General features: G+C 61.8%; 19 protein-coding genes. 6 read left to right on the forward strand and 13 right to left on the reverse strand.

What is annotated here, in order from left to right; all coding sequences use genetic code 11:
* Positions 1–46 precede the first annotated feature (46 nt).
* A complete protein-coding gene (locus TO66_RS30900; protein ID WP_044465777.1) occupies positions 47–904 on the reverse strand; it encodes an SDR family oxidoreductase in 858 nt (285 codons plus the stop codon).
* 188 nt (positions 905–1,092) lie between these two features.
* Here TO66_RS30900 and exbB point away from each other — a divergent pair, with 188 nt between their 5' ends.
* The 6 genes from exbB to TO66_RS30930 all read left to right on the forward strand — a co-directional run bounded on the left by exbB (position 1,093) and on the right by TO66_RS30930 (position 7,913).
* A complete protein-coding gene (gene exbB / locus TO66_RS30905) occupies positions 1,093–2,082 on the forward strand; it encodes a tonB-system energizer ExbB (protein ID WP_044465778.1) in 990 nt (329 codons plus the stop codon).
* Between the two features lie 6 nt (positions 2,083–2,088).
* A complete protein-coding gene (exbD, locus tag TO66_RS30910) occupies positions 2,089–2,517 on the forward strand; it encodes a TonB system transport protein ExbD (RefSeq protein WP_044465779.1) in 429 nt (142 codons plus the stop codon).
* Entirely contained in the window at positions 2,514–3,260 is a 747-nt protein-coding gene (locus tag TO66_RS30915) for an energy transducer TonB (protein WP_044465780.1), read from the forward strand. Before exbD ends, TO66_RS30915 begins: the two co-directional genes overlap by 4 nt.
* A gap of 168 nt (positions 3,261–3,428) precedes the next feature.
* Positions 3,429–4,349, forward strand: a complete 921-nt coding sequence (locus TO66_RS30920) for a hydrogen peroxide-inducible genes activator (protein ID WP_044465781.1) — start codon at positions 3,429–3,431, stop codon at positions 4,347–4,349.
* Between the two features lie 9 nt (positions 4,350–4,358).
* On the forward strand, positions 4,359–6,434 hold the full coding sequence (gene recG / locus TO66_RS30925) for an ATP-dependent DNA helicase RecG (protein ID WP_044465782.1): 2,076 nt from the start codon (positions 4,359–4,361) through the stop codon (positions 6,432–6,434).
* Positions 6,435–6,512: 78 nt separating this feature from the next.
* Positions 6,513–7,913, forward strand: coding sequence for an aminoacyl-tRNA deacylase and HDOD domain-containing protein (locus tag TO66_RS30930; protein WP_044465783.1), 1,401 nt, complete (start codon positions 6,513–6,515; stop codon positions 7,911–7,913).
* Positions 7,914–8,001: 88 nt separating this feature from the next.
* On the opposite strand, the gene TO66_RS30935 is transcribed toward TO66_RS30930, so the two are convergent.
* The 12 genes from TO66_RS30935 to tagH form a co-directional block, all read right to left on the reverse strand.
* The gene (locus tag TO66_RS30935; protein ID WP_044465784.1) at positions 8,002–8,385 is read right to left on the reverse strand and encodes a hypothetical protein; all 384 of its coding nucleotides are present in this window, start codon (positions 8,383–8,385) and stop codon (positions 8,002–8,004) included.
* A gap of 652 nt (positions 8,386–9,037) precedes the next feature.
* Entirely contained in the window at positions 9,038–9,448 is a 411-nt protein-coding gene (locus TO66_RS33090) for a hypothetical protein (RefSeq protein ID WP_227698249.1), read from the reverse strand.
* Positions 9,449–12,427 (reverse strand): hypothetical protein, encoded by a 2,979-nt coding sequence (locus TO66_RS33560; RefSeq protein WP_156162109.1) that lies wholly within the window; start codon positions 12,425–12,427, stop codon positions 9,449–9,451. It lies immediately after the preceding gene.
* A gap of 30 nt (positions 12,428–12,457) precedes the next feature.
* The gene (locus TO66_RS30950) at positions 12,458–12,931 is read right to left on the reverse strand and encodes a hypothetical protein (RefSeq protein WP_044465787.1); all 474 of its coding nucleotides are present in this window, start codon (positions 12,929–12,931) and stop codon (positions 12,458–12,460) included.
* Between the two features lie 16 nt (positions 12,932–12,947).
* A complete protein-coding gene (gene tssI, locus TO66_RS30955; protein WP_044465788.1) occupies positions 12,948–14,984 on the reverse strand; it encodes a type VI secretion system tip protein TssI/VgrG in 2,037 nt (678 codons plus the stop codon).
* A gap of 21 nt (positions 14,985–15,005) precedes the next feature.
* A complete protein-coding gene (locus TO66_RS30960) occupies positions 15,006–16,067 on the reverse strand; it encodes a serine/threonine-protein kinase (RefSeq protein WP_044465789.1) in 1,062 nt (353 codons plus the stop codon).
* Positions 16,064–16,792 (reverse strand): PP2C family serine/threonine-protein phosphatase, encoded by a 729-nt coding sequence (locus tag TO66_RS30965; protein WP_044465790.1) that lies wholly within the window; start codon positions 16,790–16,792, stop codon positions 16,064–16,066. The genes TO66_RS30960 and TO66_RS30965 overlap by 4 nt, the downstream gene beginning before the upstream one ends.
* The gene (tssM, locus tag TO66_RS30970; protein WP_044465791.1) at positions 16,792–20,319 is read right to left on the reverse strand and encodes a type VI secretion system membrane subunit TssM; all 3,528 of its coding nucleotides are present in this window, start codon (positions 20,317–20,319) and stop codon (positions 16,792–16,794) included. The genes TO66_RS30965 and tssM overlap by 1 nt, the downstream gene beginning before the upstream one ends.
* A gap of 14 nt (positions 20,320–20,333) precedes the next feature.
* A complete protein-coding gene (gene icmH / locus TO66_RS30975) occupies positions 20,334–21,203 on the reverse strand; it encodes a type IVB secretion system protein IcmH/DotU (RefSeq protein WP_044465792.1) in 870 nt (289 codons plus the stop codon).
* 5 nt (positions 21,204–21,208) lie between these two features.
* The gene (gene tssK / locus TO66_RS30980; RefSeq protein ID WP_044465793.1) at positions 21,209–22,540 is read right to left on the reverse strand and encodes a type VI secretion system baseplate subunit TssK; all 1,332 of its coding nucleotides are present in this window, start codon (positions 22,538–22,540) and stop codon (positions 21,209–21,211) included.
* 2 nt (positions 22,541–22,542) lie between these two features.
* Positions 22,543–23,043 carry a type VI secretion system lipoprotein TssJ gene (gene tssJ / locus TO66_RS30985; RefSeq protein WP_044465794.1) on the reverse strand — a complete coding sequence of 167 codons (501 nt, stop codon included), beginning with the start codon at positions 23,041–23,043 and terminating at the stop codon, positions 22,543–22,545.
* 5 nt (positions 23,044–23,048) lie between these two features.
* Positions 23,049–24,242 (reverse strand): type VI secretion system-associated FHA domain protein TagH, encoded by a 1,194-nt coding sequence (gene tagH, locus TO66_RS30990; RefSeq protein ID WP_044465795.1) that lies wholly within the window; start codon positions 24,240–24,242, stop codon positions 23,049–23,051.
* Positions 24,243–24,258: the final 16 nt, after the last annotated feature.

Genomic DNA, 24,258 nt, shown 5'->3' on the forward strand with positions numbered 1-24,258 from the left:
AGTAAAAAGGAGCCGCCAGGCTCCTTTTCTTTATCCGGGATGGGGCTCAGCCCAGCCCTTCGAGAATCTGCGCATACCCCTCGCGAAAGCTCGGATAACGCGGCTCCCATCCCAGGGCCCTGGCGCGGGCGTTACTGCACCGCTTGCTGCCTGAACGCCGCACACTGGCATCCGCCGCCCACTCGGTCACCCCCAGGTACTCGCGCAGCCAGGCCACCACCTCTGCCAGGGGCGCCGGCGCATCGTCAACGCCGATATAGCAATCCTCGAGCGCCGTGCCGCGCCGGTCGGTCCGCAGCAGGAACGCCAGCAGCCCTGCGGCATCGTCGGCATGGATACGGTTGCCATACAGCGGCGGATCGATAACGACTCGATAACCCTGGCGCACCTGGTTCAGCAACCACTCCCGCCCCGGACCGTAGATTCCGGTCAAACGCACCAGGCTGGCAGGAATGCCGCTGCGCAGGGCCACTTGCTCGGCCTCGAGCATCAGCCGCCCGGAATAACCCTCGGCCCGGGCAGGCGACGTTTCGTCGATCCATTCGCCGTCCTTCTGGCCATAGACGCTGCTACTGGACACGAACAGCAGGCGCTTCGGCGATTGTCCGTGCTGCTTGAGCCACCCCAGGACGTGGGTCAGGCCTTCGACATAAGCCGCGCGATAACCCGCCTCGTCATGCTCGGTGGCGGCCGCGCTATACACCAGGTAATCCAGCGGTCCGGTGGGCCAGGCGGGTGGGCACTGCGCGTTGAAAAGGTCGCCCGCCACGCCGATCACCCCCGCCGGCAATTGCGCCACCGTGCGCCGCAGGCCATGGACCTGCCAGTTTTCAGCCAGCAATTGCCTGGCCAGGCGGCTGCCGACATCACCACAGCCAGCAATCAGAACAGTAGGGGCGGACATCGAAAAACTCCTATCGGAAAGGCACAGACTAGCGTCGGCAATGGACGAGCGGCTAGCAATCAAAGAAAAAAAGATACTCTATTACTTCTGTTAACAAGAATTAGTTGCAATAATGACGACCCATTTGTTCTCGGCCCTGCGAGGCCTAGAAGGACACTTACCCCTTTTTCCTCTCAGGTCCGGCCAGCATGACACGCAATCAATTCCCCGCTTCGCCAACCCAACGCCCAAGCCCGCTGCGCGCCATGAGCGCGGCCGCCGCGTTGCTGTTCAGCCTGCTGCTGGCCCCGAGCGCGGCCTTTGCCGATGAGCAGGCCCCAACCGCCGCTGCCACTACCCCGGCAGCCGCCCACACCCCTGCCAATACCGCAGCCCCGGTAGCCGCACCCGCGGTTGAAGCGCCGGCTCCCGCCGAAGGCGAACCGGCTGCCGACGTACCTGAAGTCCTCGAAGCGAACAACACCCTGGGCATGGCCCATGACCTGTCCCCCTGGGGCATGTACCAGAACGCCGACATCATCGTGAAACTGGTGATGATCGGCCTGGCCATCGCCTCGATCATCACCTGGACCATCTGGATCGCCAAAGGCTTCGAGCTGATGGGCGCCAAGCGTCGCCTGCGGGGTGAAATCCTCAACCTGAAAAAGGCCACCACGCTCAAGGAAGCCAGCGCCACCGCCGCCAAAGAAGGCACCCTGGCCAACCTGCTGGTCCACGACGCCCTGGAAGAAATGCGCCTGTCGGCCAACAGCCGCGAGAAGGAAGGCATCAAGGAACGTGTCAGCTTCCGCCTCGAGCGCCTGGTCGCCGCCTGCGGCCGCAACATGAGCAGCGGCACCGGCGTCCTCGCCACCATCGGTTCCACCGCCCCCTTCGTCGGCCTGTTCGGGACCGTGTGGGGCATCATGAACAGCTTCATCGGCATCGCCAAAACCCAGACCACCAACCTCGCCGTCGTCGCCCCCGGCATTGCCGAAGCCCTGCTGGCAACCGCCCTGGGCCTGGTCGCGGCGATCCCGGCCGTGGTCATCTACAACGTCTTCGCCCGCTCCATCGCCGGCTACAAGGCCCAGGTGTCCGACGCCTCGGCGGAGGTCCTGCTGCTGGTCAGCCGTGATCTCGATCACCTGCCGACCGCCGAGCGCACCGCCCAGCCCCACGTGGCCAAGGTAGGGTAATCCGCCATGGGCCTGCATTTGAAAGAAGGCGCAGAAGACGATCTCGCCGAAAACCACGAAATCAACGTCACGCCGTTCATCGACGTGATGCTGGTGCTGCTGATCATCTTCATGGTCGCCGCCCCCCTGGCGACCGTGGACATCAAGGTCGACCTCCCGGCCTCGACCGCCAAGCCGGCGCCTCGGCCGGAGAAGCCGGTGTTCCTCAGCGTCAAGGCCGACCAACGCCTGTATCTGGGCGACGACGAAGTGAAAGCCGAAGCCCTCGGCGCCACCCTCGACGCCAAGACCCATGGCAAGAAAGACACGACGATCTTCTTCCAGGCCGACAAGGGCGTGGATTACGGCGACCTGATGAGCGTGATGGATGCCCTGCGGGCCGCCGGATACCTGAAGGTCGGCCTGGTCGGACTTGAGACGGCTACCAAGAAATGATCACGACGCGCCAAAAACTGACGCGTTACAGCGGTAGCCTGGCCATCGTGCTGGGAGTTCATGCGGTCGCGATCCTGCTCGCGCTCAACTGGAGCTCCCCCACCCCGGTCGAACTGCCGCCCCAGGCGATGATGGTCGAGCTGGCGCCGCTTCCGGCACCGCCTCCACCCGCTCCGCCCAAGGTCGTGACGCCACCGCAGCCGCCGGCTCCGGTCGAAGAGCTGCCGCTGCCCAAGCTTGCGGAAGCACCGAAGCCGACGATTTCCGTACCCAAGCCGGTCAAACCCAAGCCCAAGCCACAACCGCCCAAGCCGGTGGAGAAAAAGCCGGAACCGCCGAAGGAAAAGCCGAGCGAAGAAAAACCCAGCGACGCTCCGCCAACCCCGACCGCGGCGCCGTCCTCGGCCCCCGCTCCGGGCCCGTCGCCATCGCAGATCGCCGCCAAGGAAAGCTGGCAAGGCACGCTGCTGGCGCATCTGGCCAAGTACAAGAAGTACCCGCCAGGCGCCCAGGCCCGCGGCAAGGAAGGCCTGAACCGCCTGCGCTTCGTGGTCGACGCCCAGGGCAACGTCTTGTCCTACGAACTGGTCGGACGTTCGGGCAACGCCGATCTGGACCGGGCCACCTTGGAAATGATCCGCCGCGCCCAGCCACTGCCCAAGCCACCGGCGGACATGCTCAACAACGGCTCGATCGAAATCGTCGCGCCCTTCGTGTACTCCCTGGAAAAACGTCGCCGCTGAGCAGGCTGCGCAGATAGACCCCGCAAAAGGCACCGCAAGGTGCCTTTTTTGCTGTTGCGCACACACCCTGCATGCATTGCCCGGTGTCACAGCAAGTCCTGCGTCTGATAACGTGCGTCTATCGATTGCAGCCGGTATGCTTGGCCCGCAACCTCATGGACGTCCGCTATGACTCTCACTGAATTACGCTACATCGTTACCCTCGCCCAAGAGCAGCACTTCGGCCACGCGGCCGAGCGTTGCCATGTCAGCCAGCCGACCCTGTCGGTGGGCGTGAAGAAGCTGGAAGACGAACTCGGTGTGCTGATTTTCGAGCGCAGCAAGAGTGCGGTACGTCTGACGCCGGTCGGCGAAGGCATTGTCGCCCAGGCGCAAAAGGTCCTCGAACAGGCCCAGGGCATCCGCGAGCTGGCCCAGGCCGGCAAGAACCAGCTGACCGCGCCGCTGAAAGTCGGTGCGATCTATACAGTCGGCCCGTACCTGTTCCCGCATCTGATTCCGCAACTGCACCGGGTCGCCCCGCAGATGCCGTTGTACATCGAAGAAAACTTCACCCATGTGCTGCGCGACAAGCTGCGCAACGGCGAACTGGACGCGATCATCATCGCCCTGCCGTTCAACGAAGCCGACGTGCTGACCCTGCCGCTGTACGACGAACCGTTCTACGTGCTGATGCCAAGCACCCACCCCTGGACCCAGAAAGAGACCATCGACGCCAGCCTGCTCAACGACAAGAGCCTGCTGCTGTTGGGCGAAGGCCACTGTTTCCGCGACCAGGTGCTGGAAGCCTGCCCGACTCTGACCAAGGGCAACGACGGCGCCAAGCACACCACGGTGGAATCCAGCTCCCTGGAAACCATCCGTCACATGGTCGCCTCGGGCCTGGGGGTTTCGATCCTGCCGCTGTCGGCGGTGGACAGCCATCACTACGCCCAGGGCGTGATCGAGGTGCGTCCATTGACGCCGCCAGTGCCGTTCCGCACCGTGGCGATCGCCTGGCGCGCCAGCTTCCCGCGGCCCAAAGCCATCGAGATCCTCGCCGACTCGATCCGCCTGTGCTCGGTGGCCAAGCCGCCTGTCGCGAGTTAAGCCGGCGCGATGACGGAGCTGTCGAACGTGCCGGTCACGGCACTCAAGGGCGTCGGCGAAGCCATGGCCGAGAAGCTGGCCAAGGTCGGCCTGGAGAATCTGCAGGACGTGCTGTTCCACCTGCCCCTGCGTTACCAGGACCGCACCCGCGTGGTGCCGATCGGCGCGCTGCGCCCCGGCCAGGATGCGGTGATCGAAGGCACCGTCAGCGGCGCCGATGTGGTGATGGGCAAGCGTCGCAGCCTGTTGGTGCGCCTGCAAGACGGCACCGGCGGGCTGAGCCTGCGCTTTTACCATTTCAGCAACGCGCAGAAGGAAGGTCTCAAGCGCGGCACCCGTGTGCGCTGTTATGGCGAAGCCCGCCCCGGCGCCTCGGGGTTGGAAATCTACCACCCGGAATACCGCGCCATCAGCGGCGACGAACCGCCGCCGGTGGACCAGACCCTGACCCCCATCTACCCACTCACCGAGGGCCTGACCCAGCAGCGCCTGCGCATGCTGTGCCAGCAGAGCCTGGCCCTGCTCGGCCCGCGCAGCCTGCCGGACTGGCTGCCGGAAGAACTGGCGCGGGATTACCAGCTAGCGCCGCTGGACGATGCGATCCGCTACCTGCACCACCCGCCGGCCGATGCCGATGTCGACGAACTGGCCCTGGGTCACCATTGGGCGCAGCACCGCCTGGCATTCGAGGAGCTGCTGACCCATCAGCTGTCCCAGCAGCGCCTGCGCGAAAGCCTGCGCTCGCAACTCGCCCCGGCCCTGCCCAAGGCCACCCGGCTGCCAGCGCTCTATCTGAAGAACCTCGGCTTTCCCCCCACTGGCGCGCAGCAGCGGGTCGGCAACGAGATCGCCTACGACCTCAGCCAGCCAGAACCGATGCTGCGGCTGATCCAGGGCGACGTCGGGGCCGGCAAGACCGTCGTCGCCGCCCTGGCGGCCCTGCAGGCGCTGGAAGCCGGGTATCAGGTGGCGCTGATGGCGCCGACCGAGATCCTCGCCGAGCAGCATTTCATTACCTTCAAGCGCTGGCTGGAGCCGCTGGGGCTGGAAGTCGCGTGGCTGGCCGGCAAGCTCAAGGGCAAGAACCGCACGGCCGCCCTGGAACAGATCGCCGCCGGCGCGCCGATGGTGGTCGGCACCCACGCGCTGTTCCAGGACGAAGTGCAGTTCAAGAACCTGGCGCTGGTGATCATCGACGAACAGCACCGCTTCGGCGTGCAGCAGCGCCTGGCCCTGCGCCAGAAAGGCGTGGGCGGACGCCTGTGCCCGCACCAACTGATCATGACCGCGACGCCGATTCCGCGAACCCTGGCCATGAGCGCCTACGCCGACCTCGACACCTCGATCCTCGATGAGCTGCCGCCGGGCCGCACGCCGGTCAACACCGTGCTGGTCACCGACTCGCGGCGGGTCGAAGTCATCGAACGGGTGCGCGCCGCCTGCGCTGAGGGGCGCCAGGCCTACTGGGTGTGCACGCTGATCGAAGAGTCCGAGGAGCTGACCTGCCAGGCCGCGGAAACCACTTACGAAGACCTGAGCAGCGCCCTGGGCGAGCTGCGGGTCGGCCTGATCCACGGGCGCATGAAGCCGGCGGAGAAAGCCGAGGTCATGGGCCGGTTCAAGGCCGGCGAGCTGCAACTGCTGGTCGCCACCACCGTGATCGAAGTCGGTGTCGACGTACCCAACGCCAGCCTGATGATCATCGAGAACCCCGAGCGCCTGGGCCTGGCCCAGTTGCACCAGCTGCGCGGACGCGTGGGCCGGGGCAGCGCCGCCAGCCACTGCGTGCTGCTCTACCATCCGCCCTTGTCGCAGATCGGTCGCCAGCGCCTGGGCATCATGCGCGAAACCAACGACGGCTTCGTCATCGCCGAAAAAGACCTGGAACTGCGCGGCCCCGGCGAAATGCTCGGCACCCGCCAGACCGGCCTGCTGCAATTCAAGGTCGCCGACCTGATGCGCGACGCCGACCTGTTGCCGGCCGTGCGCGACGCCGCCCAGGCCCTGCTGGAACGCTGGCCGCACCACGTCAGCCCGCTGCTGGAGCGCTGGCTGCGCCACGGGCAGCAATACGGCCAAGTGTGAGCAGCGTCTCAGTTAAGGGGCGAACGCCCCGGTCAAGCTGGTTATACTCCTGAAATTGTTTGAAAACGGATACAGACCATGACAGAAGTTGCCCTCGCCGCCGCAGCCCCGCACGCTCCGTCTGTAATCCGGCTGCTGCTCGAAAAGCTCAACATCGGCTTCACGGAAGTACTCGACCAGCCAGGCCTGCCAACCGCGCGCAAGGTCCAGGCGGTGCTGCTGGACGACGCCGTCGGCGCGCTGATGGTGCTGTTTCCGCAGAGCCAGTTGCTGGACCTCAATCGCCTCGCCGAACTGACCGGCCGCCGCCTGACCGCGGTTTCCACCGAGCGCCTGGAGCGCATGCTCGGCAAACACAGCCTGAGCCTGCTGCCCGGCCTGCCGGCGCTCACCAGCTCGCCCTGCCTGTATGAAGACAGCCTGCTGCGCGAACCGAGCCTGCTGATCAATTCCGGCGAACCGGGGCTGTTGCTGGAAATCAGCAGCGACGCTTTCAAGAGCATGCTGAGCAAGGCCAGCGCCGGCCACTTCGGCGAAGCCCTGAGCAGCATCCGTCCGAACCTCGACCGCCCGGATGACGACCGCGAGGAAATCACCCAGGCGGTGCAGGCCTTCACCGCCCGGCGCATCCAGCAGCGCCTGGAAGCGACCATCGAGATTCCACCGCTGGCCGAGACGGCGCAAAAGATCATCAAGCTGCGGGTCGATCCCAACGCCACCATCGACGACATCACCGGCGTGGTGGAAACCGACCCGGCCCTGGCCGCGCAAGTGGTGAGCTGGGCCGCTTCGCCCTACTACGCTTCGCCGGGCAAGATCCGCTCGGTGGAAGACGCCATCGTCCGCGTGCTGGGCTTCGACCTGGTGATCAACCTGGCGCTGGGCCTGGCCCTGGGCAAGACCCTGAGCCTGCCCAAGGACCACCCTCAACACAGCACGCCGTACTGGCAGCAGTCGATCTACACCGCCGCCGTCATCGAAGGCCTGACCCGCGCCATGCCCCGCGCCCAGCGCCCGGAATCCGGCCTGACCTACCTAGCCGGCCTGCTGCACAACTTCGGCTACCTGCTGCTGGCCCACGTCTTTCCGCCGCACTTCTCGCTGATCTGCCGGCACCTGGAGGTCAACCCGCACCTGTGCCACAGCTACGTGGAACAGCACCTGCTGGGCATCAGCCGCGAACAGATCGGCTCCTGGCTGATGCGCTACTGGGACATGCCCGACGAGCTGTGCACCGCCCTGCGCTTCCAGCACGACCCAAGCTACGACGGCGCCTACGCCGAATACCCGAACCTGGTGTGCCTGGCCGTGCGCCTGCTGCGCAGCCATGGCATCGGCTCCAGCCCCGACGAAGCCATCCCCGACGCCCTGCTCGAGCGCCTGGGCATCACCCGCGACAAGGCCGAAGACGTGGTCAGCAAAGTCCTCGAAGCCGAAGTCCTGCTACGGGAACTGGCCTCGCAGTTCAGCCAGCACTAACGCAAAACGGGCAAGCCCCACTCCCTGCAGGAGCGAGGCTTGCCCGCGATAATCTCCCCGATTAAACCCAACCGGGCCTAACCCGTTCTCAAGCCTTCGGCTTGGCCTTCTTCGGCTTCAGGTACTTGGTCAGCCCCTGGAACCAGATCACCAGCGCCGGATTGCCCTTGATCTGGATCGACTTGTCCTGGATCCCGGTCATAAAGGCCAGCTGCTTGTTCTTCGCCTGCATCGTGGCAAAACCATAGGCCGCGTCTTTAAAGGCAATGGCAAACGCCGGCTCGGGGTACAGCCCGGACTTACTGGTGATCCGCTGGTCCTTCACAAGGAAGTGCCGCGCCACCTTGCCATCCAGCGTTTGCAACTGAAACACCAGCTCCTTGTCACCCAACTGCTGCTGGAACGCCGGATTGGTCCGGCTGGCCTTGCCCATCAGCAGCCCCATCATCCACAGAAGAAAACGAAATTTCATGCGCAAAGCCCCAAAGGAAAAATGAACGGCTGGGGGAGTGTAAGGGATTCGAGGGATAACGCCAGTATCTGCCACTGTTAGAAGATTATGCAGCACTTTTCCCGGCTGATGACTACCAAGTCACGTTTTTTACTTGAAGATTGATCGCTTCCAAGCTCCGCGTGGGAATGCATCCCGTGACGCTCCGCGTTCTGCCAACCACCGTCCTATACCTGAAGAAACACATTCCTGTAGGAGCTGCCAAAGGCTGCGGTTTTTTGCTCCACTACCCTGCAAAAACGTGAAAAATATCCTGCAAATCGCCGGGCGGTGCACAAACTAGGCGAGTTGGGTGATCGTCGATAACCTCTGTTAGTCGCCACAAAAGCGGTGACTCGGACGTGCAAGTTCGGCGGAGTACACATTCGGTTATGGCAATTTATCGAGCCTTTTTCCTATGCTCGCGAATCTTTATGGCTGCTGTGTATGGGAGGTCTTCGGGCCTGCTGGGTGACTCCTTCTTCACCCACGACAACCGGTCTCTGGCGAAGCCTCCATAGTGATGTCTTGATCAAACGAATACTGCTTACCCGATTTATAATTCGTTTAGCGCATGGGGTTAACCCGAACTTCCTGCATCGCAATCACGTGCTATCTCGCTCAATCGAAAACCTTACTTTTTAAGTTTCGCAACACAATCGCCATAAAGCCTTGAATATTTCTTGTCGTAAGCAAGCTTGACAGGCTCCTCCAAGTCAGCAGACTCATTAAAAAGCGATTCATCCTTTACGTAATACGTTATCCAACCAATAATCCCCTCACCAGAAGTTTTATAGAATAGCTGAGCTTGAACTCTCTCGCCATCATCATCATCAATTAATAAATTTACTTTATCTTTTGTAGTGTACCGGAACGGAAAATCACTGCTTCTAACCAGTTCCGTAAGAAATCCATAACAACCCTCACCTTCCGAACGCGCATCAACAGAATCCTTACTACTCGCTACAACCAATCCAGAGCATACTGACATCACGAAAGCAAATACAACATTGAATGCAATCTTGTTGAATCTTTTAATACTCATTTACTCACCAGCCTCCAGTTCTTCTACAAATCGAGCACGAATAGCCTCAATATGCTTCTTATAATTTGCCTGAGTGGCAGCATCTTTAGAGTGCCAGCGCGCCCAGTTCCCATCATATCTATTAATATATGCTGCTTTATACTCCATGCCCGCCAATACGGACGGCAAAACCACAAACACTTTCTTTCTATCTGTTACCTGCTTATTACCTCCTTGTCCACTCATACCCGGGTTTTCAAAAGCCGACCATGTACCAACAGGAGCATATTCTGGATGTGCCTCGAATATCGAACCATCCCACCCATAGTATGGCGGCTTGCCAAATGCTTCCATGCCACCGGTACCACAGTGCTCGTACTGCCCAGACCTAAAGTGCTTAGTTTCATCACGATACATACGCTCAACTATGATCGCCATCTCTTTGCCATACTTCTCGTAAATAACTTTGATAGCAGCTTTACCATCCGCAACAGTGAACAATCCGTCATGAGCAACCGGACCATCCAACTTAAGATTAGCAATAAATCCTATTGGATGAAAATGATAAACTTGGCTCGGTAGTGCAATTTGCATAGAGCCTGCCATTTCATCCCAGAATACTAAATCGTCTATTCGACCCTGCTCATGCTTTAGCAAACTCGGAGAATCCTCCAATAAAACTTTAAGCTTTTCCCATTTTGGCTCTGAGGACTTCGCCTGCCATTCCGTTGGATGGTAACCAATCAGTTTTGACCATTTATCACGTATGGATGTATCACGCAGCGAGGCCTGAAGCTCACCGGGATTTATGTTACTATCACCGTCACTATCTACTTCTTTATACAGTTCCTGAAAGAATTTCGGCATTTGTTCAGGGTCAAGAAATCCATCCGCTTTTTGGCTATTCTCTTTGACGACTGTAAAACCTAACCTCTCCCAATCGTGCTGACAAACGATCTCGCACTTTTCCTTATTGATATATCCCGCTATCTTCTTTTCAGGGCCCGGGGTGGTAATTTCAAACCACTCTTTACCTTGGACATCTTTTATCTTCTTGGCTTGACCCAATGCCACTATCAATTTTTCTTCCAGCGGGACTGTCTGCTCAGCAAATATTGGCTTTTCAGAACTTCCGCCTTTTGATGCCAGCTTTTGTCCTTTACTGACGATGATGTACTTTCTCCCATCCAGAATCCCAGCTGGATTTTTCAAAAAGCTCTCTAGTCCACTATCCGCACTAAAAATCTCGACATGAACCTGGTGCTTGCTATTCACACCACCTTTGGCACTGGCCGGGGACTCATAAAGCCCCATATACCCGATAGGCTCCCCTGCCTTTATCGCTGTATTGGTTAAGACCACACTATCGAAGCGAGTTGGAACAACGCCCTTTCTGGTGATGAACGGCTTTGCCCCAGTATCACTTACACAACACCAAAACGTCGGAGGCAGGACACCTTCGCCCTTCAGGCCGGCCCCGTCTCCAGGAATAAACTTACACTCGGCCATAGGGTAGCGTTCTCCATCCTCAAGAGTCAGCCACTTGATTTTTGCAGAATCGAATTCAATCGTGCTACCGGTACAAAGTACTTGCTGTGGAGCAAGCTGCGGACCAGCTTTTTCCCCTGTGGGAGCTCCACGCACCTTCAGTCCTCGAAGGGCCGTTACGGTCGCCTTTACTGTTCCATGCCAATACCCTGGAGTCGTCCGTTCGGGCGGGGGAATATCCTGGAGACGATTACTCCCTTTATTGTTCTTGATTGCTTCGCCATTTTCCTCAATGGCAAACCATACGCAGTCATCTATCTTCTTGTTCGAAAAGCTGCCTTTGGTAATACGACCATAGGCGAATTTATATTTCCCGTCGGCCGACTTCTCTTCCTTAATAACCTCAAATTCTGTACCAGTAGGAATATTACCAAGAACCTCACTTCCCTCCTTCCCCAACGGTAAGCTTCGCGCAGGCCAGCCGCCATTAATGGCCTTGACCTTTCTTTTTAAATCAACTTCTTTTGCGGAGTAGTCTTTGAATGGAAGAAGGTGCATATACAAGCTATAAAAAGTTAGGCAATTCTGCCCCCCGCCTTTTTCGCCTTCAGCTGGCTTCTTTTTAGGGGACTTATACTCATGGCGCACAAGGCAAAACGACGTAGAATACTTCAAAGATGCGCAGTCATTCGAGCCTACAAACTCAGAAGTCAGATGACTTTCATTTAACCGATACGCAACAACCTCACCGTCTCCGATACACCGGACAGGCGTTTCACGTACACACTGAGGTGCGCTTTTATCACTAATATGAATCCCACCATGCCAGAACCCATGAGCACTCAACAAGTAGTGCCCTGAGGTCTCTTTTTGCAAGACCTCATAGATTTCGTCGGCATTTTTATATTCCTGACCATCTGGCTTTCTAAAAGGGAACTGATACCCTTCAATCGATGTATTCTTTGCAGTACCTGTGGATGAACCTTTAGGAGCAACCCCAGGCCTGATAACTCCACTAACAATATCAGCAATATATTTTTCAAACTGCGCCTTCTCCAATTCAATATGAGAATGCACAGCATAAGTCACTTTTCCCGCTACACCGACTCCAGACTGAATCCCGATAGGCTGGCCATATTCTATATACTGCCCATCCTTGACCTTGAACTTAGTATCCAGGTGAAGTGCTTGGCCTATAAGTCTACCGCCTGTCGGTGCATCATAGATTTTTACAGCACCATAATTTATGGATGTTTTTACATATCCAGAAATTGGAGCAGGAACTTCCACGCCTTTGATACTGCCATTTACCTTGAGGACAAAATCCTTCTTGATAAGAGTTGGCCCGTTCTTGCTTTTTCGTATTTCTTCGTTATGCCCGTCAATGACCTCATAATCCCGCCCTTTCTCTTGACCGGAAGATGGGTGATGTTTTGCCAGACTGGAAAATGAAGTTACATTTCGAATAGTCTTGCCAACACTTTCAACGATTTCATACTTTTCAGACGACATACATCTCTCCAACGCCAATCAAGCTCAATATCAAATTCCGCATCGAATGCCATACATTTTTACAACTTCGACCTTCCCTTGATATGTGAACTTAACCTCTACATCTCTGTCGTCCGACTCTTGATACTCTGAGAAATTATATTTCTTGAGTACCTTGTATGACATTTTCAACTCTCCATCTCTAGAGCTGTAACTTCCGGTATTTTCGTCTCTATCCTTGCCAGCCAGCTCAATGATGCTTCCATTTTTTTTGATATAAAGAAAATCTTCTATTTCCACGGCGGCCAGGGGCGAGTTTTCGGTTACACCGGAAAGGCTATATTGGCACCTGTAATTTTCATCCGAATGTTCTTCATTGAACTTCTCCAATGCCTCTTCATAAGTGATAACGTCAAACCCTTTGCTTATATTATTTTTCTCCGCACATGCAGCCCCACTCAGCAAAAGCAAACATGCCAGCGCACGCGCCATGAAAGTTTTAAAAAAAACAGTATGAAAATTCATGTCAGTTCCTAACAATTCATTCTGAAAACACAAAAAAAGCCTTCGGCTTAACCTTCTCCGGCGGCGCATTCACCACCGCCTCATCCATCAAACTCCCCGCCTTATCCCTATCCGCCGCCCCCGGTAACGTCGGCGGTTTGATGCCGATCCCCGTCCCGCTCCCCGGCGAGCCGCCGGCGTTGATCTTCACCATCGGCCCCACCACCGTGACGCCGCCAGCGTCCAGCTTGATGAAGCTGCCGCCGGCCTTGATGGTCAGTTCGCTGCCGGCTTCGATGACCATCTTGGCGCCGGCCTTGAGGTGGATTTCCTGGCCGGCCTTGGTCAGTTGCGCGGTGCCGAGTTTGATGTGCTGGTTTTCGCCCACGGTCAGGTGGTCGTCCACCTTGGTTTCGGTCTTGCGGTCGGCGTGGGTGATGCGGTGTTCTTCGGCCTTGAGTTCGGTGTAGGTGTTCTTGACCACGGTGTCGTGGCGTTCGTGGCCGATGCGGATTTTCTGGTCGTGCTCGATGTTTTCATCCCAGTTGCGCTGGGCGTGGATGAAGATCTGCTCGGCGCCCTTTTTGTCTTCGATGCGCAGTTCGTTGTAGCCGGCGCCGCCCGGCGAGCTCATGGACTTGAACACCGTGCGGGTCTTGTTCGCCGGCAGGGTGTAGGGCACCGGGTGTTCCTTGTGGTACAGGCAGCCGGTGATCAGCGGCTGGTCGGGGTCGCCTTCGAGGAAGGTCACCAGCACTTCCATGCCGATCCGCGGGATGACGATGGCGCCGTAGCGGTCGCCGGCCCAGCTGCTGGAGACGCGCAGCCAGCAACTGGTCTTGTCGTCGGCCAGGCCTTCGCGGTCCCAGTGGAACTGTACTTTCACGCGGCCGTACTGGTCGCAATGGATCTCTTCGCCCTTGGGCCCGGTGACCACCGCGGTCTGGCTGCCGAGGATGCGCGGCTTGGGATGTTCCAGCGGTGGGCGGTAGAACACGTCCCACGGGGTGGCGAGGAAGCGGTTGCGATAGCCCTGGTGGAAGTCGTCCTTGTTGTCGGTGGTGTCGCTGGTCACCGACTCTTCCAGCACCTGTGGCTGCTTGCCTTCGTGGACGACATGGGTCAGCAGCCAAAGGTCGTTCCACTCGCTGCGTGGATGATCGGAGAGTTCCAGGAAATGCCCGCTGACCAGCCGCGTCTGGTCGCCCCAGCCTTCGGCCTGGCGGTAGTCGGCGCGGTGGCGTTCCAAGGCGCGCTGGCTGAGGAACTTGCCGCGGGCGCGGTCGAGGAAACGGCCCGGGTAGTCGTAATCCTCCAGCTCCGGCTCTTCGTATTCCGCCTCGGGCTGGTAGCCGGCCTCCAGTTGCAGGCGCGGTTTCTCGAAGTCGTAATCGCGGCGCGTGGTGCGGCTGGTGCGGGTTTCCAGGCGCAGGTTGAAGCCCTTGATCACCGGCTCGTCGGCGACCATGCCGCTGCCCTGGACATAGGCGGTGGGCTGGCCGAGCTTGGGGAACACGGTCTGGTCGTCGCCGAATACCAGCAGGTGGCCTTCGGGGCTGTGCTGGAAGTGGTAGTGCAGGCCTTCCTCTTCGCACAGGCGCTGGATGAAGTGCAGGTCGGTCTCGTCGTACTGCACGCAGTAGTCGCGGTCCGGACACGGGGTGCCGAGCTGGAAGCGGTAGGCGTTGCCCTGGATGCCGTGCTCTTCGAGGATCAGCGCGATGATCTTCGGCGCCGACAGCTGCTGGTAGATGCGCTGGTTGGTGCGGTGCGCCAGGTACTGCAGCTGCGGCACCAGCGACACCTTGTAGCGCGTCAGGCGCTTGCCGGCATCGCCCTGGGCCACGCGGTAGATCTGCCCGTGGATGCCCGAGCCCTGCGGGTCGAAGGCGAAGAACGCCTGCTTGTGCAGCAGGGTTTCCAGGTCCAGGTCGGGGTTCTCGCTGACCAGTTCCAGGTCGAAGCGGAACGGCTGGCTGATGCCTTCGATCCCCTCGAAAGACAGCACCTGCACCTCACCCTGGAAGTCGTCGACGGTCAGGCTGAAGTGGGTTTCGTTGGAAGGATTGAACATGACTTGCTCCCTGTTCGGTGATCATCCGTGGCGCCGGTGGAACCAGCGTTGCAGCCAGGACGAATCCGCGCGCATGGCGTCGCGCAATGCTTGGGCGGTGATGCGGCGCTGCGCCACATCGAAGGCCAGCGCCGCACGCAGGGCTGGCCAACAGTGTCGGGGAAGGTTCCTGGGGGCCTGCAGGGTGCGGTCCAGGTGTTGCTCGCGGGCCTGGATCGACGGCAACCGGCGGTACGGGTGCTTGCCGCAGGCCAGTTCGTAGATCACACAGGCCACCGCGTACAGGTCGGCGCTGGCCGACAGGGCACCGCCCTCCAGCAGTTCGGGGGCGGCATAGCCGGGCGTCCAGGCGTTGAAGCGTTCGCGGCTCAGCTGGGGCAGGCCGGGGAGCACGCCCTCCTCGGCCTGGCTCAGGCCGAAGTCGAACAGGCGCACGCCGTCTTCGCAAAGCATCACGTTGCTCGGCTTCAGGTCGCCGTGCAGCACACCGCGTGCGTGGCTGTAGGCCAGGGCATCGAGCAGCGGCCGCACAATCTCGCGCAGCTCTGGCCAGGGCAGGCCCAACGGCCGCTCGCACAGCAGTTTGTCCAGGGTCAGGCCGCGCATCAGCTCCATGGTGATGAAGGCGCGCTGGCACTGGGTGTCCACCTCGAAGCTGTGCAGGCGCACGACGTTCGGGTGGCGCAGGCGCCGGGTCAGGGCGAACTCGCTGTAGAGCAAGGCACTGGCGTCCGGCGTCTCGGAGAATTCTTCGCTCATGAGTTTGAGCGCTATATAAGGGTCGGGGTCGCCGAACTGCTCATGCAGCAGGTCCCGCGCGCGGTAGACCGCGCCCATGCCACCGGCCCCGAGCAGGCGCTCGAGGCGGTAACGGCCGGCCAGTACCTCCGGCAACCCGCCCACGGGGGCCACGGTCTTGGCCTTGGTGCGTTTGCGGGAACGGTTGCGACCCTTGCCCTTGGCCTTGGCCGGCGCCACGGGACGCGGTGCCTCGTTGGCCTTGGCGAAGGCGAAATAGGTCAGGTTGCTGGCCTGTTCCTCGCTCACCAGAAGGTCGTCCAGGCCGGATTTGAGATCGCTCATTGGCGGATCACCACGGCGGTCAGGTTGTCCCGCGCCGAGCCGCGCAGGGCGCCGTCGAACAGACGCTCCAGGGCCACCTGCGGCGAAGCCAGGCTCAGGGCGTTGCCCAGTGCGTCGCTGCTCAGCCCCTGGTACAGGCCGTCGCTGCACAGCAGGAAGGCATCGCCGGGATAGACCTGCAACTCCAGCACATCCAGGGTCAGTTGCTCGCTGGCGCCCACCGCCCGGGTCAGGGCGTTGGCCGCCGGGTGCGCCCGCGCCTGCTCGACGCTCATCTGTTGCTCGTCGATCAACTGCTGTTGCAGCGAATGGTCCCTGGACAGCTGGTACAGCCGCTGCCCGCGCCATAGATAACAACGGCTGTCGCCGGCCCAGATGCACGCCGCGCGGTCGCCTTCCAGCAACAGCGCGACCACGGTGCTGCCCATGATGCTGTCGTGGCGCTCGGCGGTGACGGTCAACTCCTGGCCCAGGCGCCGGTTGAGCCAGTGCAGGCACTGGCGCAGGTCCTTGAGCCGCTCGTCGAAGCTGTTTTGCGCCGGTAACTCGGCCAGGCTGGCGACGATCAACTGGCTGGCGATATCGCCCCCCTGATGCCCGCCCATGCCATCGGCGACCGCCCAGAGCCCCTGCTCCGGACAGTCGAGGAAGGCGTCTTCGTTGCGCGCCCGAACCTTGCCCGGGTCGGTGCGCGCAGCGCTGCGCCAGGTACTGGCAACCAGCATCAGAGCTGCACCGGCATGCGGAAGGTGCGCAGCACGCCCATGTCGAACGGGTTCGGCGTGCGCTGGCTCATCAGCAGGTAGTTGGCGCGCAGGCCGCCCAGGTCGGCCTTGAGCACCAGCACGTCGCGGCCGGTCAGGTACTCGGTCTGCATCAGGTCGAACAGGCGGAACAGCGACCAGGGCCCGGTGTTCTTCTCAATGCCCACCGGGCGCCCGGCCATCTTGTCCAGTACCAGGCTGGTGCGCCCGTCTTCGGCGTCGGTCGGCCACTTGAAGGCCACCGGCACGATGGGGCCATGGCGATATTCCATGGTCTTGTCGCCGAAACGGAACTCCGAGCGGCTGACCGCCGGGTCCAGGGTGTAGGGCTCCAGCTTGAACTGCACCTGCGGCTCCGCCGGGTTCTCCGAGAAGAAGCTCTGGCGGATCACCTGGGCCGCGGCCATCTGGTCGAGGTAGACCTTGGACATCGGCAGGCTGTGGCCATCGATGCTGCGCAGGCGGTAGTTGCCCGGGTCGCCGCTGACGAAAGGCCGCATGTAGGTTTCGAAGAAGCGATCGGCAATGCCCTGTGCCTTGAAGAACTCGCGGAAGTCGCTGATGGCGACATCGCTGGTGCTGTGGGCGTTGAACGGATAACGCTTGCTGATGGCCTTGCCGTAGAAGCTGTACAGCTCGCTCTGGTAACGCTGGTTGAGGTACTGGTAGGAGTCGTTGAGCACCAGGCGCCAGGTGTCCTCGGCCAGCACGTTGAACCACACGCTCACCGGACGCGGCAGGCGTACCGACGCGTTGCGCAGGCTGCTCAGCGCATCGCGCTGGCCGCTCATGCGGGTCTTGGCCATCTCGAACGCGGCCTGTTCGGGCGCGCTGGCGCGGGCCAGGCCGGCCAGTTGCAGTTGCAGGTCGTTCAGCGCTTGCAGCGCCGGCGTCAGGTCGGCCGCCGGGCCGTTGTTGTCATCCAGCAGGCGGTGCAGCGGTTCGAAGCGCCGTTGCAGCGATTTCTTCGCGGTGTCCGGCAGGTTCTTGGCCAGGGCTTCCTGGGCCTTGCCCGCGGCAGCCGCCGCGACCTTGCCCAGCGCCCCGCCCTTCTCGGCAGCCTTGTCCGCCACGGCGGTGGCATCTTCGGCCGCTTCGGCGATGGCCTGGAAGCGGGTGTTCTCCCGCACTTCCACCAGCAGTTGCAGCACCGGCGAGTTGGCCGACGTCAGGCCGGCGACCTGGTCGGCGCCTTCGCCGGCGTCGTTGAACGGCTGCAGGCCGACCTGGCCCACCGCCTCGCTCCAGTAGTTGGCGTAGTCGCGGAAATACAGTTGCTCCAGCTCCACCATCAGGCGGCGCAGGTCCATGCCGCTGATGCCGCTGCCTTCGCCCAGCACCCAGTTGTCGCGCAGGATCTCGGTGACCAGCGCCGTGCCCTGGACCGAGAAGTACTGCTGGTAGCCCTGCTGGGTATAGAAACCCGGGATGGCGTAGTCGGTGCCGACGAACAGCCCGCCCTGCGGCCCCAGGTGCTGGCTCAGGCGGTATTCGGGCAGGCTGCGGGCCTGCTCGCGCAGCACGCGATACACCACATTGGCCAGCGATTCGCTGCGCAGTACCTGGCGTGCCTGGGCCACCAGCGTGTCGTTCAGCGGGTAGCTGAACGGCAGCTTGAGCAGGCGTTCGAAGTGCGCGTTCAGGCCGTTCTGCACCGCGGTGTTGCCGGCATAGCGCGTCGACCAGTCGCTGGCCACCCAGTCCTTGAGCCAGGACGGATCGCGACGGTCCTGCATGTTCAGCATCAGGTAGGCCCGCAGGCTGTTGAGCAAGCGATCGCGGTCGCGCAGGTTGTTGCGGATCTGCCCTTCCAGCATCTGCGCCACCCGTGGCAGCAGCTGCGCTTGCAACTCACGCTCATAGGCGCCGAGCACCACCGGGTTGCTCTCTTCGCCCTGGTACAGGCCCAGGCGTTCGTGCAGCGAGACGTCGCCCTTGGCCGGGAACACCTTGGTCGCGTCGAAGCTGGTATCGAGGGTCTTGAGCGCCGCCATCGCATCGTCGCGGGCACTCAGGGCCGTGCGTTGCTGGCCCCAGTTCTGCGCCAGCGAGCGCAGGTTTTCCAGGCGCTCGTAGTTGGCGGAGAAACCACCGGCCCATAGCAGGCCGAACACCGCCAGGGCCGCCAGCGCGCCCACGTAGAGCGCACGCTGGCCCCAATGGATGCGGCTGCGCTCGCGCTTGTCCAGGCCGGCCAGATCGGCCTCGGGGAAAATCACCCGGCTCAGCAGGTGGTGAATGAAGCGCGAACGGCCGCTGCGCAGGGTCGGCAGCACGCCGGCCGCCATGCCCAGGCTGGCGCCGATGCTGGCGGTATCGTGGTCGAGCTTCTGCATCAGGTGCGGTGCGCTGGTCAGGTAGAAACCGCGCAACTGGCTGGCCCGCTGGTAGCGGTTGCCGGTGAATGCCATGTCGACGAACAGGCACAGGCGCTCGCCGATCTGGCCCAGCTGGTGCGGGAAGTCGAGGATGCGGCCACGGCGCTGGGTGTCGCGCTCCTGGTGCATGCGCATGATCACCTGGCTGTTCAGGCGGCGCAGCAGCTCTTCGAACTCCTGGCGCAAGACGGCGACGTCGGTGCCGTTCTGCTCCTTGCGGAAGCTGGTGCCGAGCACCTGGTCGCTTTCCTCGCGGCTCAACTGGTCGAAGAACTCATCGAAGCCCAGCAACTGGTCGGCCTTGCTCAACACCAGGTACACCGGCACGTCCACATGCAGCTTCTGGTGCACGTCCTGCAACCGAGCGCGCACCTGGCGCGCCAGGGTGTCGAGGTCCTGCTCGTTGCTGCTCAGCAACAGTTCCACCGGAATGGTCACCAGCACGCCATTGAGCGGACGCCCGCGACGACGCTTGCGCAGCAGGCCGAGCAAGGTGTTCCAGGCGCTGGCGTCGACTTCCGCGTCGGGCTGGGTCAGGTAGCGGCCGGCGGTATCGATCAGCACGCCGTGGTCGGCGAAGTACCAGTCGCAATGCCGGGTGCCGATGGTGTCGCGGGTCAGCTTGCGGTCGATCTTGTTGATCGGGAATTCCAGGCCCGAGAAATCCAGCAGGCTGGTCTTGCCGCTGCCCTGCGGACCGAGCAGCAGGTACCACGGCAGGTCATTGCGCCAGCGCTCGCTGCGCCCGCGGTACAGGCTGGAGGTCTTGAGGGTGCGCATGGCTTCCTTGAAGCGGCTGCGCAGCTCTTTCTGCTCCTCGTCGATCAGCTCTTCACGGCGCAGGCGTTCCTGGCCGTCTTCGCTTTCTTCCATTTCTTTCTTGCGGATCCCGGCGCGCCAGCTGACGAAGACCATGGTCAGGCCCCAGATCAGGAACAGCACGCTGATGGTCAGCAGGCGCGAGGTCGCGCTTTCCCAGAACTTGTAGTCGTTGACCGCCAGCAGCGGCCCGACGAACCACACCAGCAGCGCCACGAACAGCACCAGCAACAGCGTCCAGACCCACGTCTTGCGCAGGAAGACGCCGACTTTCTTGAAGAAGTTTTTCATCACACGTCCCTGTATTACTGCTGGGGCTGGACCACGGCCGGGTCAAGCTGCTGATAAGGTTGCAGAACGGTCTCGCGCTGCTCGCCCAGAACCCAGGCGAACCCCGAATACATCACCACCAGGCAGACCAGGGTGAACAGCGCGACCATCCACCACGGCACGATGCGCACCAGGCTGCGGCGCTTGTCCTGCAGGCCTTCCCAGTGCGGCGACAGCTCGCGCGGCACATCCCCGCGCAGCTGGCGGATCTGCCGGTACAGCGCATCGCGGATGCCTTCGAGCTCGAGCATGCCGCGGGCCATGACCCGGTACTTGCCCTCGAAGCCCAGCGACAGGCACAGGTACATCAGCTCCAGCATCGGCAGGTGCTTGACCGGGTTCTTCGACAACCGGTCCAGCAGCTGGAAGAACTTCTCGCCACCGAAGGTCTCGTTGTGGAAGCTGCTGAGCAGGCTCATCTGCGACCACTCGCTTTCGTTGCCCCAGGGGGTGGTGACCACCGCCTCGTCGACCACGGTGCACAGCACGTAGCGGGCGGCCATCACCTGGCTGCTCTCCGCGCCGTTGTGCAGGGCGCGCACCTCGAACAGTTTCAGGCTGGAGGTCAGCCGCTCGTTGAGCGCATACAGGTCTTCGCGGGTGTCGCTGTGCTTGAGGCGCACCACTTCCGACAACAGGTCCGAGGCCGCCGCCACCAGCGCATTCAGGCTGATGTTGAAGGCCTCGGCCGGACGCAGGCGCGCGGCGTAGATCATCCGTTCTTCCAGTTGCTCGAAGCGCGGCGGCGCGGCGAAATCGGTCAGCGGACTCTGCGCCGGGCCATGGCCCTGGCGATCGAGCAGGACGGTCTTGTCGTCCTGGTTGTGTTCCATGTCCTTGATCATGTCGGTCAGTTCCTGATGGCCCAGAATTTCAGTTCAAGCTCGGCGAATTCGCCGGACACGTGGAAGGCGAAGCCGCCGGAACGCTCCAGTTGCGCCAGGTCTTCGGAACTGAGTTCGAGGATGAAATAGGTTTTGTTGGAGTGGAACGCGATCTGCCGCGGGGCCACCGGCAAGGGTTTGACCTTGATCCCGGGCAGGTGCAGGTTGACCAGCTGGCGAATGCGCTCCACCGGGCCGACCTTGAGGTGCGCCGGCAAGCGATGGCGCAGTTCTTCGGAGTCGCAGTTGGCACTGGCGGCCAGGACGAACGAGGCCGAGCCCAGCAGCTTGTGGTCGTGCAACGGCGACACGATGATCCCGTACTGGCGCGCCTGCAGCACCAGCTCGATGGCGTGCTGTTCGAGCACCATCGACAGCACCTGGCGGATCGCGTCCATCAACTTGCGGAAGCTCGCGCCCTGGTCGCTGTGCTGGTAACGGCTGTCCAGGCGCGGTCGCTTGCTGTCGCTGGCGAAGGTCGCCAGATCGCCGAGCATGGTCAGCAGCGTGCGGTACAGCTCTTCCGGGTGCACCTGCTCCAGGCCCAGGTAGTGGCGCAGCAGCAGCTCGGTGCGGTTGATCAGTTGCAGCATCATGAAGTCGCCGACTTCGGCGCCGCCGACCTTGCCGTTGGAGCGGATCCGGTCGGCGATGGTGTCGCCGCGATGGCTGAGCATGCTGATCACTTCCTTCAGGCACGACAGCAGGTAGCTCGAGGCGTGGGCATGGATGAAGGTCGGCACGAAGTCCGGGTCGAGGCTGATCACTCCGTCGGGCGTGGTGTCGAGGACTTCGCAGAGCTTGAGCTTGACGTAGGCCTGGTCGCTCTGTTGCTCGCCGAGCAGCAGGCGGAAATCCGGCCGTGCACAGCTGACCTGGCTGCTGGAGTCGTCGCCGGCGTTGGAGTCGGCCACTTCCGCCTCGTAGGTGGTGTAGCGCGCCAGCACGTCGGACTGCTCCGGACGGCGCGACTCGATGTGGTTGCCGGTGACCAGCGGCAAGGCCAGGTAGACCGGGGTATTGCCGGTGTTCGGCGGAATGTCCAGGGCCAGCGGCTCGGTGTTGCCGCCCAGCTCGAACAGGCTGCCGTCGGGCAGGATGCCGGACGCCTGGCTGATCACCAGCTTGCCCATGTTGAGGAACTGCAGGTCGATCTCCAGCCCCAGGAACCCCCAGCAATAGCTGCCCAGCAACTGGGTGCGGGTCTTCATCTGGTAGTCGTAGTAGCGATCGTTGTGCTGGAAGTGCTGCGGGCGCAGCAGCATGCCTTCCTGCCAAATGACTTTATGCACGTTCATGATTACTTGTCCGCCTTGGCGAGCGTTGCGTTGCTGGTGCGGATACCCGCCTGGTCGAGGGTCAGGTCGGCTTCGGTCAGCTCCACCGGAGTGAGCTGGACCACATAGCGCCACTGGGCCTCGGAGATATCGCGGTAGGCCGCCAGCACGCCGACGTAGCGGCTGCCTTCTTCGACGCTGGGCTTGAGTTCCACGGTTTCACCCGGGCGCAGTTCCAGCTCTTCGCTGGCCACCATGTCTGGCGCCAGGGACTCCTTGGCGCGCTCGTAGAGGCTGAAGAAATCGGCGTTCTCGAAGGCCACCGGGTGCTTGAGCTCGATCAGCCGCACCACGATCGGCGACGGCCGCCCATTGAGGTCCGGGTTGAGCTGGTCACTGGCGGTCAGCTTGAGGTTGAGCTTGGTCAGGGTCGAATACGGCGACAGCGTCGAGCAGCCGGCCAGCAACACCAGGGCGGTCAGCGCGGCCAGCGTCTTGAGTAACAGGGTCGAGCAGCGAGACATGCGCATCATCCTTGGTGTTCGGTGTGAAGGGTGGAGATCAGGCGGATCTGTTCTTCGTAGGCCTGGGCGAAGTCGCGGGCCAGCAGGCGCTCGCTCCAGTCATCGTCCTGGCGCAGGGCCTGGTGGTAGCGGTTGTAGGCTCTCCAGCGACTGCCGGAGGTGGCCAGCAGCGGCTTGTTGTCGCGCTCGAAACGCAGGGTCAGTTGCTGCGGCGAGAAATGCTCCAGGGTGCCGCGCACGGCCGCGCGGCTGGCGGTCAGCAGCGCCACCTGGTGCGCCTGCAGATCGCGGAAGGCCCGGGAGATCGCCTGGTCGGCGGGCAGTTGGCCGGGCTTGTTGCCCTGCAGCAGGATGCCCAGCGCCTCGCTGGCGTCCACGGCGAACTTGAGCGGGTTCTTGCTGCCGCCCTGGGCGGTGGTCAGGGCCAGGCGCAGCTCGTTTTTCAGCTCGCTGCGGGTGCGCAGGCTCTGCTGCAGGCCGCCGATGCTTTGCTTGAGCAGGCGCGCGGCGTCGATCGCCAGGGCTTCGCGGGCGTCGTGGTCGAGACCCTTGAGGTCCACCCCCAGCGCCGCGCCGAAATGCTCCCAGAAACCTTCGCGCTGGCGCTCCACCGGAGGCGGCTCGACGGGGGCCGGCGCCTCGGGCTGCGCCACCAGTTCCGGCACCAGCAGGCTTTCCATGTCGATGCGCGCATAGTCGGCGCGCTGGCGTGGTTCCTGGCGCGGCGTGTTGAGCGCGGTCAGCTCGTCGATTTCCGAATACACCCGCTCCTGCTGGTCCAGCGCGTTGAGCGGATCGAGGTCAAGGAAGGCGTCATCGGGAATGATGCTGCCCGCGGCTTGCGGACGCCCGACCTCGGTGTCGAAGGTCGCCGGGTCGCGTACCAGGCGTGCGCGGATCTCGAAATCCCCCAGCACATAGACGCTGCCGTGCTCGATGCGCTGCGGCTCGCCCTTGCGCAGGCGGGCGCCGCTGTCGCTGGCCTGGATGCCGTTGCTGCTGGTGTCGGTGAGGAAAAACACCCCGTCGCGGTAGCTGACGATCGCGTGGTGATTGGACAGGTGGCGCTTGCGGTCCGGAATGATCCAGTCGCAATCCTCTCCCCGCCCGATCACGCCGCCGGCCTGCTTGAAGGTTTTGCTGCTCAACTCCGTGGGCACGAACTGCTTGGTGTTCAGCATTTCGAAAACCAGTTCCATGATGATGCTCCTTGCG

The organism is Pseudomonas sp. MRSN 12121 (assembly GCF_000931465.1).
Taxonomy (GTDB): Bacteria; Pseudomonadota; Gammaproteobacteria; order Pseudomonadales; family Pseudomonadaceae; genus Aquipseudomonas.